This window comes from Legionella busanensis (assembly GCF_900461525.1).
GTDB lineage: Bacteria > Pseudomonadota > Gammaproteobacteria > Legionellales > Legionellaceae > Legionella_C > Legionella_C busanensis.
The window spans coordinates 342,501-358,190 of record NZ_UGOD01000001.1 but is presented as its reverse complement, the minus strand read 5'-3'; the positions used below and the strand labels follow the sequence as shown (position 1 = coordinate 358,190).

Here is a 15,690-nt window from a genome sequence, read left to right as displayed (position 1 = left end):
TACCTCTCTTAGTTCCATCTAAAATGTGCAAAAGCTTGGTTAGCTTTAGCCATTTTATGAGTATCTTCACGTTTCTTAGCAGCAGAGCCTTTATTTTCATAAGCATCCATAAGTTCGCCAGCTAAACGTAGCATCATTCCTTTTTCACCACGTGAACGAGCAGCTTGAACAATCCAACGCATACCCAAAGCTATGCTACGATCGGTACGAACTTCAACTGGAACTTGATAAGTTGCGCCACCTACTCGTCGTGAACGAACTTCAACAGTAGGCCTAACATTATCAAGTGCTTGCTCAAAATATCGTAAGACGAGGTTTGTACCAGTAGCACTGCCACTTTCACCGCCTTCTTCATCATGCTTTTTCGCTTTTTTAACTCGATCAGCTAATTGGGCTAAGGCACCGTATATAATTTTTTCAGCAGTTGATTTTTTACCGCTTACCATTAATACATTGATAAATTTCGCCAATAATTCACTATGATATTTTGGATCAGGCAAAATTTCGCGTTTAGGGACTTCTCTTCTTCTAGGCATTTCACATTCCTACTATCAATTATTTCTTATCTTTGGGCTTTTTGGTTCCGTATTTAGAACGTCCTTGCTTACGATCATTGACACCTGAGGTATCTAGACTTCCACGAATAGTATGATAGCGCACACCTGGTAAGTCTTTAACACGTCCACCTCGTATTAGCACTACAGAGTGCTCCTGTAAATTGTGTCCCTCACCACCAATATAGGAAGTTACTTCAAAACCATTTGTGAGCCGAACACGAGTTACCTTACGCATCGCTGAGTTAGGTTTTTTGGGTGTAGTTGTATAGACACGTGTGCATACGCCACGACGTTGGGGACATGATTCTAGCGCAGGGACATTACTTTTCTTTTTTGCTTGTACCCGAGGCTTTCTTACTAACTGGTTAATAGTAGCCATTTATTCTTAACTCCGAATTTTTTTGGTCATATTTCGAATGCATAAGGAGGCCGGATTCTATATAGGGATAGCAGATTTGTCAAGCAAATCTGCTATTGTTTAATCCGAATTAATGATCATGATTATCAGCATTCAATGCTTCGCTAAGTGCATGTTCCACGTCACTTGCAGTCACTGTATGCGTATTATGCTCATTTCCTGCCACTTTTGCACGTTTTGCTTTTCGTTTTTGATGATAGGTATATCCAGTTCCTGCCGGAATTAGACGACCAACCATAACATTTTCTTTTAACCCACGTAAATCATCCACCTTTCCACTCACTGCTGCTTCAGTTAATACGCGAGTTGTTTCTTGGAAGGATGCAGCAGAGATAAAGGATTCTGTTGCTAAAGAAGCTTTTGTAATACCTAACAATATTGGTATTCCTCTTGCTAGCTCCTTGTTTGCTTCTGCAAGTTTATCATTTTCTTGCAACATCACACTTTCTTCTACCTGTTCACCAACCAGGAATTTGGAGTCACCAGCGTAGGTAATTACACGTTTACGCAGCATTTGTCGAACGATCGTTTCAATATGCTTATCATTAATTTTTACACCTTGTAACCGATATACGTCCTGCACTTCATTAACAATATAATTTGCTAATGCGCCTACACCCAATAGTCGTAAGATATCATGTGGATTTAATGGGCCTTCAGCTATAATCTCACCACGCTCAACATGTTCACCCTCAAATACTGATATATGACGCCACTTAGGTATGAGCTCTTCATGTGATTTATTCTCTGACTCAGTAATAATTAGGCGACGCTTACCTTTTGTTTCCTTACCAAAATTCACTATTCCTGAAATTTCAGCCATTACAGCAGCATCTTTAGGTTTACGTGCTTCAAACAAGTCAGCTACTCGAGGTAAGCCCCCTGTGATATCACGAGTCTTAGAGCGTTCTTGTGGTATACGGGCAATAACGTCCCCTACACCTACCTCACTACCATCCTCAAAGTTAATGATTGCATCTACTGGCAAATAATATTGAGCCGGTACATTCGTACCTGCCAAGAAAATTTCTTCACCGTCATCAGATACTAACTTCACCATTGGACGCATATCTCGGCCTAAGGCACTTCGTTGTTTAGCATCCGTTACTACGATGTTGCTTAATCCTGTAATTTCGTCAGTTTGACGATTCATTGTTATACCTTCAATAAGGTCAATAAATTTCAATCGTCCACTAACTTCAGAGATAACAGGGTGGGTATGTGGATCCCAGCTTGCAATAATCTGGCCTGCTTCAACAGCTGTATTATCTTGTACAGTCAATACCGCTCCGTAAGGCAGCTTGTAGCGCTCTCTCTCTCGGCCAAAATCGTCAACGATAGACACTTCACCTGAGCGAGATACAGCAACAAGATTACCATTAGCATGTGTTACAGTTTTAATATTATGTAAACGAATAACACCTTTATTTTTAATTTGAATATTGTTAGCTGCAGTTGCTCTTGAGGCCGCTCCCCCAATGTGGAAGGTTCTCATGGTTAACTGAGTACCAGGTTCCCCAATTGACTGTGCCGCAATAATACCTACTGCTTCACCAGTATTAACTAAGTGTCCTCTAGCTAGATCACGACCATAGCATTTAGCACAAAGTCCAAAACGTGTTTTACATTCTATTGGTGAGCGAACAAGTACCTGATCAACACTGTAACGTTCAAGTTTTTCAACTAACTCTTCATCTAAAAGAGTGCCGGCTGTTACAATAGGCTCACTTTGATTTGGAATGTAAACATCTTTAGCAACAACACGACCTAGAACGCGCTCATGTAAAGGCTCAACAATATCCCCGCCTTCAATTAGCGGCTGCATAAGGATGCCCTGATCTGTACCGCAATCTTCTTCAGTAATTACTACGTCTTGCGCCACATCAACTAAGCGCCGAGTTAAGTAACCTGAGTTCGCAGTCTTTAATGCTGTATCCGCTAGACCTTTACGAGCACCGTGGGTCGAAATAAAGTATTGGAAGACATTTAGACCTTCTCGGAAATTCGCAGTAATAGGAGTCTCAATGATTGAACCGTCGGGCGCAGCCATTAATCCACGCATACCTGCTAGCTGTCGAATCTGTGCTGCAGAACCCCGCGCACCTGAGTCAGCCATCATAAAGATTGGATTAAATGAAGCTTGTCTTATGGTTTTCCCTTCACCATCAACTACTTCTTCTGTTGCAATGCGAGTCATCATCGATTTGGCAACCATTTCATTTGTACGCGACCATATATCGATAACTTTATTGTAACGCTCCCCGTTTGTTACCAAACCTGAGCGATATTGGGACTCGATTTCACGTACTTCATTATCTGCTTGCTCGATAATATTGGCTTTATCTTCTGGTATTTCCATATCTTCAATACCAATAGATGCCCCGGCTCGGGTTGCAAATTTAAAGCCCATATACATCAGTTGGTCAGCAAAAATAACTGTTTCTTTTAAGCCAAATTTGCGATAACAACTATCAACTACTTTTGATATTGCCTTTTTGGTCATAGGACGATTAATTTGATCAAATGACATACCTTTTGGCAAAATATCTGATAAAATGCCTCGGCCTACAGTTGTTTCGATAAGTTCATATTTAACTCGACGTTCACCACTTCCTTCTTCGCCCTCACCCTCATCGCCACCTTCTTCTTCTACTTCTACAGGCATGCGAATTTTAACTTTTGCATGTAAATCAATGAGGCCAGCTTCATAGAAATTCTGTGCTTCTTGCGCACTAGCAAAGAATTTACCTTCGCCTTTCGCATTAACACGCTCGCGAGTTAAATAGTAGAGACCTAAAACAACGTCCTGACTAGGTACAATAATTGGCTCACCGCTAGCTGGTGATAATATATTGTTAGTCGACATCATTAAAGAACGAGCTTCTAGCTGTGCTTCTAGAGTAAGTGGAATATGCACAGCCATCTGGTCACCGTCGAAGTCAGCATTATAAGCTGTACAAACTAGCGGATGCAGCTGAATAGCTTTTCCTTCAATTAGTACAGGCTCAAACGCTTGAATACCTAAGCGGTGTAAAGTTGGTGCCCGGTTTAATAAGATTGGATGCTCTCGAATAACGTCTTCCAGAATATCCCAAACAACAGGTTCTTCTCTTTCTACCATTTTTTTAGCTGCTTTAATGGTAGTAGCTAAGCCTCTAAATTCGAGCTTACTAAAAATAAACGGTTTAAAGAGCTCTAAAGCCATTTTCTTTGGCAAACCGCATTGATGTAGACGTAAAGTAGGTCCAACAACGATAACTGAACGACCGGAATAATCAACACGCTTACCTAACAGATTTTGGCGGAAACGACCTTGCTTTCCTTTAATCATATCTGCTAACGATTTTAAAGGTCGTTTATTGGTACCAGTAATAGCACGACCACGACGACCATTATCAAGTAGAGCGTCTACAGATTCTTGTAACATACGTTTTTCATTGCGGACAATGATATCAGGCGCATTAAGGTCTAATAAGCGTTTTAAACGATTATTACGGTTAATAACTCGACGATATAAATCATTTAAGTCAGATGTTGCAAAACGACCACCATCGAGCGGTACTAATGGACGTAAATCCGGTGGTAAAACCGGTAAGACATCCATAATCATCCACTCTGGTTTATTACCCGATTCATAAAAAGCCTCAAGTAGCTTTAATCGTTTAGTAATTTTCTTAACTTTAGTTTCAGAATTAGTTAATGGTAGCTCTTCACGTAATGATTTAATTTCTTCTTCTAAATCAATTTGACGAAGCAATTCACGGATTGCTTCAGCACCCATGCGTGCGTCAAATTCATCACCGTACTCTTCCATGGCTTCTAAGTAGGCTTCATCATTTAACAATTGCCTACGTTCTAATTCTGTCATGCCAGGATCAACAACAACAAACGCTTCAAAGTAAAGAACACGCTCAATGTCTCTTAAAGTCATATCAAGTAGTAGACCAATCCGAGAAGGTAATGATTTTAAGAACCATATATGTGCTACTGGGCTTGCTAATTCAATATGGCCCATACGCTCACGTCGTACTTTTGCCAATGCAAGCTCAACACCACATTTTTCACAGATTACACCACGGTGTTTTAAGCGCTTATATTTTCCACATAAGCACTCATAATCTTTAATAGGTCCAAATGTCTTTGCACAAAATAAACCATCTCGCTCTGGTTTAAAAGTCCGATAATTAATTGTTTCTGGTTTCTTTACTTCACCATACGACCAAGAACGTATTAAATCAGGCGAAGCCAGTGCAATTTTAATTGCGTCAAATTCTTCACTTTGACCTTGCTGTTTAAGAATACCTAGTAAGTCACTCATTACCGGTGCTTTTCTCATGGGATTACCGCTTAGAGTAGCCAAATCTATGCCTCCAAAAATTAGTTGTCAGAATACATCACTGAGTAATTAGTCATGGTCTAATTCAATATCAATACCTAGAGCTCGAATCTCTTTTAATAACACATTGAAGGATTCGGGCATTCCAGGATCCATACGATGATCACCATCAACTATATTTTTATAGATCTTAGTTCGTCCTCCGACATCGTCTGATTTAACTGTTAACATTTCTTGTAACGTATAAGCAGCACCATATGCTTCAAGCGCCCAAACTTCCATTTCCCCAAACCGCTGACCACCAAATTGTGCTTTTCCACCTAATGGTTGCTGGGTGACAAGGCTGTAAGATCCAGTAGAACGAGCATGCATTTTGTCATCAACTAAGTGGTTGAGCTTTAGCATGTACATGTAACCAACCGTTACTGGGTTATCAAATTTACGACCAGTTCGCCCATCAATTAATGTTGTTTTACCATCAGCTGGTAGGCCAGCAAGTTCTAACATCGATTTAATTTCAGCTTCTGAAGCACCATCAAATACCGGCGTTGCCATCGGTACACCATTTCTTAGATTATCAGCCAGCAATTTTAATTGACTTTCATTTAAAGAGTCTAAATTCACTCGCTGCATTCCATCATGGTTATAAATCTCATCTAAAAAGTTGCGTATCTCTTTAAGAGGACGCTCCTCGTCAATTAAGTTAGCAATTCGATTACCTAATCCTTTTGCTGCGAGACCTAAGTGAGTCTCTAAAACCTGTCCAATATTCATCCGAGAAGGTACGCCAAGTGGATTTAATACAATATCTACAGCTGTACCATCTTCCATATAAGGCATATCTTCAACAGGGACCACAATTGAAATTACCCCTTTATTTCCATGCCGTCCTGCCATTTTATCACCTGGCTGAATACGACGTTTAACAGCAAGGTAAACTTTAACAATCTTTAAGACGCCTGGTGCTAAATCATCACCTTGAACTATTTTTTTACGACTATCATTAAAGCGTTTTTCCATTTCTTTGCTCAACAATTCAAGCTGCTTAGAAAGTTGCTCTAGTTGTTGGCTTATTGCATCATCGTCAACTCGAATATCAAACCATTTCTCTCTAGTAATTGAGTTTAGGTAATCTTCCGAGATTTTAGTGCCTGCTTTAATATTGCTTGGGCCACCTGTGGCAGATTTATTTAGCAATAAATTAAACACCCTATGATAGATATCTTCTTCACGAATACGTCGCTCATCGATTAAGTCCTTACGCACACGTGCTAAGTGTTCTTCTTCAATACTTTTCGCCCGCTCGTCTTTTTCGAGACCATCGCGCGTAAATACCTGTACATCTATTACTGTACCATTCATACCAGAAGGAACTCGTAGAGAAGAATCTTTTACATCAGACGCTTTTTCACCGAAAATAGCACGAAGTAGTTTTTCTTCTGGCGTAAGCTGGGTTTCACCTTTTGGTGTTACTTTACCAACTAAAATATCACCGGCATTAACTTCTGCGCCAATATAAACAACACCAGATTCATCAAGGCTAGCTAAGGCCGATTCACCAACATTAGGGATATCCGCGGTAATTTCTTCGGTACCTAATTTGGTATCACGTGCTATACAAGTTAGCTCTTCGATATGGATAGTTGTAAACCGCTCCTCTTGAACAATTCTTTCTGAAATTAATATGGAATCCTCAAAGTTATAACCATTCCAAGGCATAAAGGCTACAAGCAGGTTTTGACCTAAGGCCAATTCGCCCATATCTGTACAAGGGCCATCAGCCAATACATCACCACGACGTATCTTATCTCCTTTCGCTACAATTGGACGCTGATTAATACAAGTGTCCTGATTGGAACGGAAGTACTTAGTTAAATTATAGATGTCTACGCCAGTTTCGCCAGCACTCGTCTCTTCATCATTAACACGAACAACGATTCTTGAGGCATCTACTAAATCAATAATACCACCCCGCTTAGCAACTACGGAGACACCAGAATCAGAAGCTACTGTGCGTTCCATACCCGTCCCAACTAGCGGTTTTTCAGAGCGTAAAGTCGGTACAGCCTGGCGCTGCATATTTGAACCCATCAAAGCTCGGTTCGCGTCATCATGCTCAAGGAAAGGAATTAATGAGGCAGCTACGGATACAATCTGCTTAGGTGAAACATCCATATAGTTAATTTTATCAGGGGTAGTTAATGAAAACTCATTCTGATGTCTACATGGTACTAAATCAGCAGTAATATTACCCTTTTCATCAACAGCTACTGTTGATTGCGCAATATACTGATCAACTTCTTCAATCGCTGATAAATACTCAATTTCGTCAGTAACTCGTCCGTCAACCACTTTACGACATGGCGTTTCAATAAAGCCATAATCATTAGTACGAGCATAAACTGATAGTGAATTAATCAAACCGATATTCGGGCCTTCAGGGGTTTCAATTGGACATACACGACCATAGTGGGTTGTATGTACGTCACGCACTTCAAAACCTGCACGCTCACGCGTTAAACCACCAGGGCCTAATGCTGAAACACGGCGTTTATGTGTTACCCCAGAAAGAGGATTTACTTGATCCATAAATTGAGAAAGTTGGCTTGAGCCAAAGAATTCTTTAATAGCAGCCGAAACAGGTTTAGCATTAATTAAATCCTGTGGCATTAAGTTTTCTGATTCTACCAAACTTAAGCGTTCTTTAACGGCACGTTCTACACGAACCAATCCAACTCTAAATTGATTTTCAGCCATCTCGCCTACACTTCTTACTCGGCGATTACCTAAGTGATCAATATCATCCACCATACCAATACCATTACGAATATCAATAAGTGTCTTAATAACAGCAAGGATATCTTCTTTAGTAAGGGTACCTGGACCTGTATCGTCTTTGCGACCAACACGGCGATTAAACTTCATACGACCTACGGCAGAAAGATCATAGCGATCTTCAGCGAAGAACAAATTCTTAAAGAGAGCTTCAGCTGCTTCTTTTGTAGGTGGCTCACCAGGACGCATCATACGATAAATTTCAACTAACGCTTCTAATTGATTCGTAGTAGGATCAATTTTTAATGTATCTGAAATATAAGAACCATGATCTAAATCATTGGTGTAAATCATATCGAAGGTTAAAATGCCTTGTTCTGCTAACTGATCAAGCAACTCAGAAGTTACTTCATCATTAGCTTGCGCTAACATTTCACCTGTCTCAGTATTAATAATATTTTTTGCAAGTATCTTACCAACTAAATAATCATGTGGCACAACAAGATCTTGCATACTACTCTTTTCCATTAATCGAATATGGCGCGCTGTAATCCGACGACCTTGTTCTACGATTAGTTCATTTGTATCAGGAACATTAATGTTAAAAGAAGCAATTTCTCCACGTAAACGTGAAGGAATTAAATTAATATGAAATTCACCATTTTTTAATGTACAAACTGTTGTTTCAAAAAATTCTGTCAGTATTTCTTCAACTTCGTAACCTAAAGCACGAAGTAAAATAGTAACGGGTAACTTACGTCGGCGATCAATTCTTACAAAAACACAATCTTTAGGATCAAACTCAAAGTCTAGCCATGAACCACGATAAGGAATAATCCTTGCTGAATATAATAATTTTCCTGATGAATGAGTCTTACCTCTATCATGCTCAAATATTACACCAGGAGATCGATGGAGCTGGGAAACCACTACCCGCTCTGTACCATTAATTACAAACGTACCTACATCAGTCATTAAGGGAATTTCACCCATAAATACGTCTTGTTCACGTATATCTTTGATTGGTTTTGGCTCACCTGGAGCATCTTTATCTAAAACAACAAGTCTAATTTTTACTCGTAAAGGTGCTGAATAAGTTAAACCACGTAATTTACATTCACGAACATCAAATGCAGGTTCGCCTAACTTATAACTTACGTACTCGAGTTTTGCGTTACCTGAAAAGCTGTGTATAGGGAAAACTGATAAAAAGGCTGCATGAAGACCTGTATTCTGGTATAAATTTGAATTTGAATCAGCCTTTAAAAAATCCGCATAAGATTTCAGCTGAATATCAAGCAGGTTGGGAATAGCCATTTTATCAGCCTGCCTACCAAAGCTTTTGCGAAATCGTTTTTGCTCAGCATGGGAATAGTATTGAGGGGTAGCTTTTGCAGTGGCCATGGTGATTCCTCTGTAAATTATTGATAATATCAAACAGATAAACCCAGCCATGTAAACATGGCTGGGTTTGAAAAATTATAACAATATTACTTAACTTCGACAGCAGCGCCAGCTTCTTCGAGTTGTTTTTTGATATCAGCAGCTTCGTCTTTTGATACCCCTTCTTTAACAGTAGATGGAGCACCTTCAACTAAATCTTTAGCTTCTTTTAAGCCAAGACCTGTAATAGTACGAATAACTTTAATTACGCCTACTTTGTTAGAACCAAAGCTTGTCATAACTACGTTAAATTCAGTTTTTTCTTCTGCAGCAGCAGTAGAAGCAGCAGCAGGACCAGCGACAGCAACAGCTGCAGCAGCTGCAGAAACATTAAATTTCTCTTCCATTGCTTCGATAAGCTCTACCACTTCCATAACAGTCATGTTTGAGATAGTGTCAAGAATCTCATTTTTTGAAACAGCCATTTCTAGCTCCTAGTTAATAAATTATATTAGATTATGCAGTTTGTTCTTTTTGATCTTTAATTGCAGCGATTGTTCTCACCAACTTGGCATGAGGTTCTGCAAGAGTACGAACAAATTTCTCTACTGGTGCTTTCATCACATACATTAGCTTAGCTAATGCTTCATCACGTGTAGGTAAGCTAGCGACCGCTTCAAGTTGAGCTGGTTCATAGACTTTCCCACCTACAGATAATGCTTTGATTTCAAGCTTTTCAAATGTCTTTACGAACTCTTTTAGCAAACGTGCCGCATCGCTTGGGGCCTCTAGCGAAAGTGCTATAAATAAAGGACCAACCAATTTATCGCTTAGGCAAGAGAACTGAGTGTTTTCGAAAGCACGGCGAGTAAGCGTGTTACGAACAACACGTAAATACACACCTGACTTTCGAGCTTCCGTTCGTAATTGAGTCATTTGATTCACAGTCAAACCGCGATAATCAGCAACTACAGCCGATACAGCTTTAGAAGCAACTTCTGTTACCTCTTCAACAACGGCCTTTTTTGCAGCTAAAGTTATCGTCACGTTAATGACCTCCTTAGTTGTTCAAATCAAAAATGATTTGACAGTTATGGTGGCCGTCTAAGGTAAATACCAAAGCCGGTTCACCGTCTGCGCAGGAGATTAAGCTAAATACTAGCACCTGCGGTCTTCGACGGCATCGAACCATGTCTATGCCGTGAAAGCGGATTTAAGGGCGTTGTATGTTACACAGGTATTGATGCAAGATCAATAGGTAACCCAGGCCCCATGGTAGATGAAAGTGTAATTTTCTTAAGATAAACGCCTTTTGACGAAGCAGGTTTTGCTTTCTTTAAGTCAGCGATTAAGGCAGCAATATTTTCTATTAAATCTTCTGCTGAAAAATGAACTTTACCTACTGTACAATGAATTATACCATTTTTATCGGTACGATAACGAACCTGACCAGCTTTTGCATCAGTAACCGCAGCTTCAACGTTCATCGTTACAGTGCCGACTTTAGGATTTGGCATCAAGCCTCTTGGCCCTAAAATTTGACCTAATTGGCCAACGATACGCATAGCATCTGGTGTTGCAATAACTACATCGAAATCTAATTCACCTGCTTTAATCTGATCAGCTAAATCTTCAAAGCCGACTATATCAGCGCCAGCATCTTTTGCTTTTTTAGCATTATCACCTTGGGCAAATACGGCAACTCTAACTTTCTTGCCTGTACCTTTTGGCAAGTTAGTTGAAGTACGTACAACTTGATCCGATTTACGAGGATCAACACCTAGATTAACGCTAATATCAACGCTCTCTTCAAACTTTGAACTGGCAAATTCTTTAATAATATCAATCGCTTCAGGAGCAGGATAAAGGTAATTTGTCTTAACTTTTTCGCGTATTTTTTGCTGCTTTTTGCTTAATTTAGCCATAATAAATTACTCCACACCTTCGACTTCAACACCCATACTCCTAGCAGTTCCGATAACACATTGAACTGCTGCCTCTAATGACGCTGCTGTAAGATCTGGTTCTTTTGTTTTGGCAATTTCTTCCGCTTGGGCACGCGTAATCTTACCCACTTTTTTAGTATTTGGGTTTCCACTACCACTTTGAATACCGGCAGCTTTCTTAATTAGAACAGATGCTGGAGGAGTTTTTGTTACAAAGGTGAAACTTCTATCATTATAGACTGTTATTACAACAGGTGTAGGCAAACCAGCTTCTAAATTTTGAGTTGCAGCATTAAAAGCTTTACAAAATTCCATAATATTAACACCACGCTGACCTAAAGCGGGACCAACTGGTGGACTTGGATTTGCCTTACCTGCAGGGATCTGCAATTTAATATATGCTTCTACTTTTTTAGCCATTTAGGACTCCATTGATGGGTTAATTAACGCTTAGTAACTCTAAAATAAGTACCTAAGCTCCCCGATTACAAAATGCAGTATTATATCACAATATATTAAACCTATTCAAAAATTATTTAACCAACCTTTTGAGTAAGCTAGCTAAGTAAAATTAAATAGGTTTAAAAAATTTAAGAAATTAAATTAAGTTTTTTCTACTTGACTAAATTCTAGTTCTACAGGCGTTGAACGGCCAAAAATAAGAACTGCAACTCGCAGCCTATTCTTTTCATAGTTAACTTCTTCAACTACACCATTAAAGTCAACAAATGGGCCTTCTTTAACACGTATAACTTCGCCTGGTTCAAAGAGAATCTTAGGTCTAGGTTTAGTAACACCATCTTCAATACGTTGAAGTATAGCACGCGCTTCTTTATCAGATATAGGTGTTGGTGTTTGGCCTGTCCCACCAATAAAACCTAAAACACGAGGAATTTTACGAATCATATGCCATGTCTTATCATCCATGATCATATTTACTAGTACGTAGCCAGGATAAAATTTGCGGGTACTTTTACGTTTTTGACCAGCACGCATTTCAACTACTTCTTCAGAAGGAACAACGACTTCGCCTATTTTATCTTGCATTTCATGCTGCTCGGCACGCGCTCTTATCTCACGCATAACAAAGTTTTCGTAACCTGAATAGGCATGAACTACATACCACTGTTTTGATTTCTGCTCTTCCACGTTTATCAACCTAAATGAGTTATTTTAGCAATTGCCCACATCATACCAGAATCAATTGCCCAAAGAATAAAACCTGTTACAGCAACCATAATCATAACGATTGATGTAGTTTGGATAGTTTCCTGGCGTGTAGGCCATACTACTTTTAGCAATTCAACTTTGGCTTCCATAGCGAAAGCAAAAACTTGATGCCCTATAGTAGTAAAATAGGCTAGAAGAGCAGCTAATACAAACCAGGCGATCCAGACGATAGCCTTAATAGGTGCTGAAAAGTTAAAATAATAAGTACACAGAAATGCAGCAATCGTTACTATTGCTACTCCTGCCCACAAACCAATGTCTTTAAAATTACTTTTAGAATTTGCTGAATTTTTCATACTTTTATGGTTTTTGGCAGGCCAGGAGGGAATCGAACCCCCAACCTGCGGTTTTGGAGACCGCCGCTCTGCCAATTGAGCTACTGGCCTAACTTAACAACACAATTGAATGTGAGACGTTACTATCTCACATTCCGCATACTTACTCAATAATTTTTGCAACGACACCGGCCCCGACAGTACGACCACCTTCACGAATTGCGAAGCGTAATCCCTCATCCATTGCAATGGGAGAGTGCAGATGTACAGTCAATTGAACGTTATCACCTGGCATAACCATTTCCACACCTTCAGGCAGGTCACAAGAACCTGTTACGTCTGTAGTTCTGAAGTAAAACTGTGGGCGGTAGCCATTGAAAAATGGTGTATGACGACCACCTTCATCTTTTGAAAGCACATATACTTCAGCTTCAAACTTAGTATGAGGCTTGATAGTACCTGGTTTTGCTAACACCTGACCACGCTCAACTTCATCACGTTTTGTACCACGTAATAAGATACCCACGTTATCACCTGCACGACCTTCGTCAAGTAATTTACGGAACATCTCAACACCTGTACAAGTGGTTTTGGTGGTATCTCGAATACCAACAATCTCAACTTCTTCACCCACTTTAACAATACCGCTCTCAATTCGACCGGTAACAACTGTGCCACGTCCTGAAATTGAAAACACATCTTCAATGGGTAACAAGAAACTTTTATCAATGTTACGCACAGGCTCAGGAATATAAGAATCCATTGTATCAACAAGCTTCTCAATCGCTGCAACACCAATCTCACTGGTATCACCTTCAAGCGCTTTTAACGCTGAACCAACAACAATTGGAATATCATCACCAGGAAACTCATAGCTGCTTAATAAGTCACGAACTTCCATCTCAACAAGCTCTAATAACTCAGCATCATCAACCATGTCTGCTTTGTTTAAGAAAACAACAATGTAAGGTACACCAACTTGACGTGATAATAAAATGTGCTCGCGTGTTTGTGGCATAGGACCATCGGCTGCAGAAACAACCAAAATTGCACCGTCCATTTGAGCCGCACCTGTAATCATGTTCTTTACATAATCCGCATGCCCTGGACAATCTACGTGTGCATAGTGGCGACTTGCTGATTCATATTCAACATGCGCAGTAGAAATCGTAATACCACGCTCACGCTCTTCTGGTGCCGCGTCAATTTGATCATAGGCTTTTGCTGTCCCACCAAACTTCTTTGCCATAATCGTTGTAATCGCTGCTGTCAGCGTCGTCTTACCATGGTCTACGTGACCAATCGTTCCCACATTCACGTGTGGCTTCTTACGTTCAAACTTTTCCTTCGCCATCGGAAAATCTCCCCTTAGAAAGTTCATAATTATGGTGCCCACAACTGGACTCGAACCAGTGACCTCTTCCTTACCAAGGAAGTGCTCTACCGCCTGAGCTATGTGGGCCTGCAAGCATCAGACTGGGTTTGAAGTTTTGACAAACAAATTTGGAGCGGGTGATGGGAATCGAACCCACGCTATCAGCTTGGAAGGCTGAAGTTCTACCATTGAACTACACCCGCTTGTCTATTACTTCTTCATAACTGGTGGAGGGGGAAGGATTCGAACCTTCGAAGGCTGAGCCGTCAGATTTACAGTCTGATCCCTTTGACCGCTCGGGAACCCCTCCAAAATGAACGCCATTTTCTTTCACGTAAAGACTAATGTCAAGTACAATAGTGTGAGGACTAGCTTAAACTAAAAGACAGTTGTGGTCTGATCACTGACTGCTTTTCAAATTCTACAGTTTTTTCATGATCTTAATTGCTTTGGAGTATTTACTACTAAAACAAAAGCCATAAAAAAAGCGTGCATAAACTAAAGCACGCTTATACTTTCATATGGTGCTGGCACTAGGAATCGAACCCAGGACCTACTGATTACAAGTCAGTTGCTCTACCAACTGAGCTACGCCAGCATATTTTTTAATAGAGAAGTATTATAACTTTTTTCTCTATAATTACAACTAATAAAGCCCTGGCGATGACCTACTTTCACATGGGGAAACCCCACACTATCATTGGCGCTGGTCTGTTTCACTACTGAGTTCGAGATGGAGTCAGGTGGTTCCAAACCGCTATGGTCGCCAGGAAAACCGGTAAGGCTGATTAACAGCCTGGTAAAGATTAACGAGTCACAAGCATTTATGTGTGACCTAAGCCGTCAGTTGCTTGTTTACAGCACTTCAGGTTATATGGTCAAGACAATCAGCCAATTAGTACAAGTTAGCTTCATACGTTACCGTACTTCCACACCTTGCCTATCAACGTCGTCGTCTTCAACGGGCTTCATGGGAAAACTCATCTTGAGGGAGGCTTCCCGCTTAGATGCTTTCAGCGGTTATCCCGTCCGAACTTAGCTACCCGGCAATGCAACTGGCGTCACAACCGGTACACCAGAGGTTCGTCCACTCCGGTCCTCTCGTACTAGGAGCAGCTCCTCTCAATTTTCCTACGCCCACGGCAGATAGGGACCGAACTGTCTCACGACGTTCTAAACCCAGCTCGCGTACCACTTTAAATGGCGAACAGCCATACCCTTGGGACCTGCTTCAGCCCCAGGATGTGATGAGCCGACATCGAGGTGCCAAACACCGCCGTCGATATGAACTCTTGGGCGGTATCAGCCTGTTATCCCCGGAGTACCTTTTATCCGTTGAGCGATGGCCCTTCCATTCAGAACCACCGGATCACTAAGACCTACTTTCGTACCTGC

Annotated in this window: 11 protein-coding genes, 5 tRNA genes and 2 rRNA genes (1 of these 18 cut by a window edge); all 18 read right to left on the bottom strand. The window is 40.5% G+C overall.

Annotated elements, in window-relative coordinates; all coding sequences use genetic code 11:
- Nucleotides 1-8: 8 nt before the first annotated feature.
- On the bottom strand, nucleotides 9-536 hold the full coding sequence (gene rpsG / locus DYH30_RS01645) for a 30S ribosomal protein S7 (RefSeq protein ID WP_115329906.1): 528 nt from the start codon (nucleotides 534-536) through the stop codon (nucleotides 9-11).
- Between the two features lie 19 nt (nucleotides 537-555).
- Nucleotides 556-936: a 30S ribosomal protein S12 gene (rpsL, locus tag DYH30_RS01640; protein WP_115329904.1), complete on the bottom strand. Its 381-nt coding sequence runs from the start codon at nucleotides 934-936 to the stop codon at nucleotides 556-558.
- Between the two features lie 109 nt (nucleotides 937-1,045).
- Entirely contained in the window at nucleotides 1,046-5,293 is a 4,248-nt protein-coding gene (rpoC, locus tag DYH30_RS01635) for a DNA-directed RNA polymerase subunit beta' (RefSeq protein ID WP_165482197.1), read from the bottom strand.
- A gap of 87 nt (nucleotides 5,294-5,380) precedes the next feature.
- Complete coding sequence (gene rpoB / locus DYH30_RS01630) at nucleotides 5,381-9,490, bottom strand: DNA-directed RNA polymerase subunit beta (RefSeq protein WP_115329900.1); 4,110 nt, start codon at nucleotides 9,488-9,490, stop codon at nucleotides 5,381-5,383.
- Between the two features lie 86 nt (nucleotides 9,491-9,576).
- Nucleotides 9,577-9,954 carry a 50S ribosomal protein L7/L12 gene (gene rplL / locus DYH30_RS01625; protein ID WP_115329898.1) on the bottom strand — a complete coding sequence of 126 codons (378 nt, stop codon included), beginning with the start codon at nucleotides 9,952-9,954 and terminating at the stop codon, nucleotides 9,577-9,579.
- 31 nt (nucleotides 9,955-9,985) lie between these two features.
- Nucleotides 9,986-10,516: a 50S ribosomal protein L10 gene (rplJ, locus tag DYH30_RS01620; RefSeq protein WP_115329896.1), complete on the bottom strand. Its 531-nt coding sequence runs from the start codon at nucleotides 10,514-10,516 to the stop codon at nucleotides 9,986-9,988.
- A 182-nt stretch (nucleotides 10,517-10,698) separates the two neighbouring features.
- On the bottom strand, nucleotides 10,699-11,394 hold the full coding sequence (gene rplA / locus DYH30_RS01615; RefSeq protein WP_115329894.1) for a 50S ribosomal protein L1: 696 nt from the start codon (nucleotides 11,392-11,394) through the stop codon (nucleotides 10,699-10,701).
- A gap of 6 nt (nucleotides 11,395-11,400) precedes the next feature.
- Nucleotides 11,401-11,835: a 50S ribosomal protein L11 gene (gene rplK, locus DYH30_RS01610; RefSeq protein WP_115329892.1), complete on the bottom strand. Its 435-nt coding sequence runs from the start codon at nucleotides 11,833-11,835 to the stop codon at nucleotides 11,401-11,403.
- 183 nt (nucleotides 11,836-12,018) lie between these two features.
- Nucleotides 12,019-12,564, bottom strand: coding sequence for a transcription termination/antitermination protein NusG (gene nusG, locus DYH30_RS01605; RefSeq protein WP_165482196.1), 546 nt, complete (start codon nucleotides 12,562-12,564; stop codon nucleotides 12,019-12,021).
- 5 nt (nucleotides 12,565-12,569) lie between these two features.
- On the bottom strand, nucleotides 12,570-12,941 hold the full coding sequence (gene secE, locus DYH30_RS01600) for a preprotein translocase subunit SecE (protein WP_115329888.1): 372 nt from the start codon (nucleotides 12,939-12,941) through the stop codon (nucleotides 12,570-12,572).
- Nucleotides 12,942-12,955: 14 nt separating this feature from the next.
- Nucleotides 12,956-13,031: transfer RNA gene (locus DYH30_RS01595), tRNA-Trp, on the bottom strand.
- A gap of 52 nt (nucleotides 13,032-13,083) precedes the next feature.
- The gene (gene tuf, locus DYH30_RS01590; protein ID WP_160116135.1) at nucleotides 13,084-14,274 is read right to left on the bottom strand and encodes an elongation factor Tu; all 1,191 of its coding nucleotides are present in this window, start codon (nucleotides 14,272-14,274) and stop codon (nucleotides 13,084-13,086) included.
- A 32-nt stretch (nucleotides 14,275-14,306) separates the two neighbouring features.
- A tRNA-Thr gene (locus tag DYH30_RS01585) sits at nucleotides 14,307-14,382 on the bottom strand.
- Nucleotides 14,383-14,424: 42 nt separating this feature from the next.
- A tRNA-Gly gene (locus DYH30_RS01580) sits at nucleotides 14,425-14,498 on the bottom strand.
- Nucleotides 14,499-14,520: 22 nt separating this feature from the next.
- Nucleotides 14,521-14,605: transfer RNA gene (locus tag DYH30_RS01575), tRNA-Tyr, on the bottom strand.
- A 212-nt stretch (nucleotides 14,606-14,817) separates the two neighbouring features.
- Nucleotides 14,818-14,893: transfer RNA gene (locus DYH30_RS01570), tRNA-Thr, on the bottom strand.
- Nucleotides 14,894-14,950: 57 nt separating this feature from the next.
- Nucleotides 14,951-15,066: ribosomal RNA gene (gene rrf, locus DYH30_RS01565) — 5S ribosomal RNA — on the bottom strand.
- Nucleotides 15,067-15,169: 103 nt separating this feature from the next.
- Nucleotides 15,170-15,690 (bottom strand): 23S ribosomal RNA (locus tag DYH30_RS01560) (it continues 2,382 nt past the right edge of the window).

Bases quoted from the DNA above. Each gene is read 5' to 3' on its own strand.
- rpsG (WP_115329906.1), bottom strand. From the start codon at position 536: ATGCCTAGAAGAAGAGAAGTCCCTAAACGCGAAATTTTGCCTGATCCA.
- secE (WP_115329888.1), bottom strand. From the start codon at position 12,941: ATGAAAAATTCAGCAAATTCTAAAAGTAATTTTAAAGACATTGGTTTG.
- rpoC (WP_165482197.1), bottom strand. From the start codon at position 5,293: ATGAGTGACTTACTAGGTATTCTTAAACAGCAAGGTCAAAGTGAAGAA.
- rplL (WP_115329898.1), bottom strand. From the start codon at position 9,954: ATGGCTGTTTCAAAAAATGAGATTCTTGACACTATCTCAAACATGACT.
- rpsL (WP_115329904.1), bottom strand. From the start codon at position 936: ATGGCTACTATTAACCAGTTAGTAAGAAAGCCTCGGGTACAAGCAAAA.
- rpoB (WP_115329900.1), bottom strand. From the start codon at position 9,490: ATGGCCACTGCAAAAGCTACCCCTCAATACTATTCCCATGCTGAGCAA.
- rplK (WP_115329892.1), bottom strand. From the start codon at position 11,835: ATGGCTAAAAAAGTAGAAGCATATATTAAATTGCAGATCCCTGCAGGT.
- rplA (WP_115329894.1), bottom strand. From the start codon at position 11,394: ATGGCTAAATTAAGCAAAAAGCAGCAAAAAATACGCGAAAAAGTTAAG.
- tuf (WP_160116135.1), bottom strand. From the start codon at position 14,274: ATGGCGAAGGAAAAGTTTGAACGTAAGAAGCCACACGTGAATGTGGGA.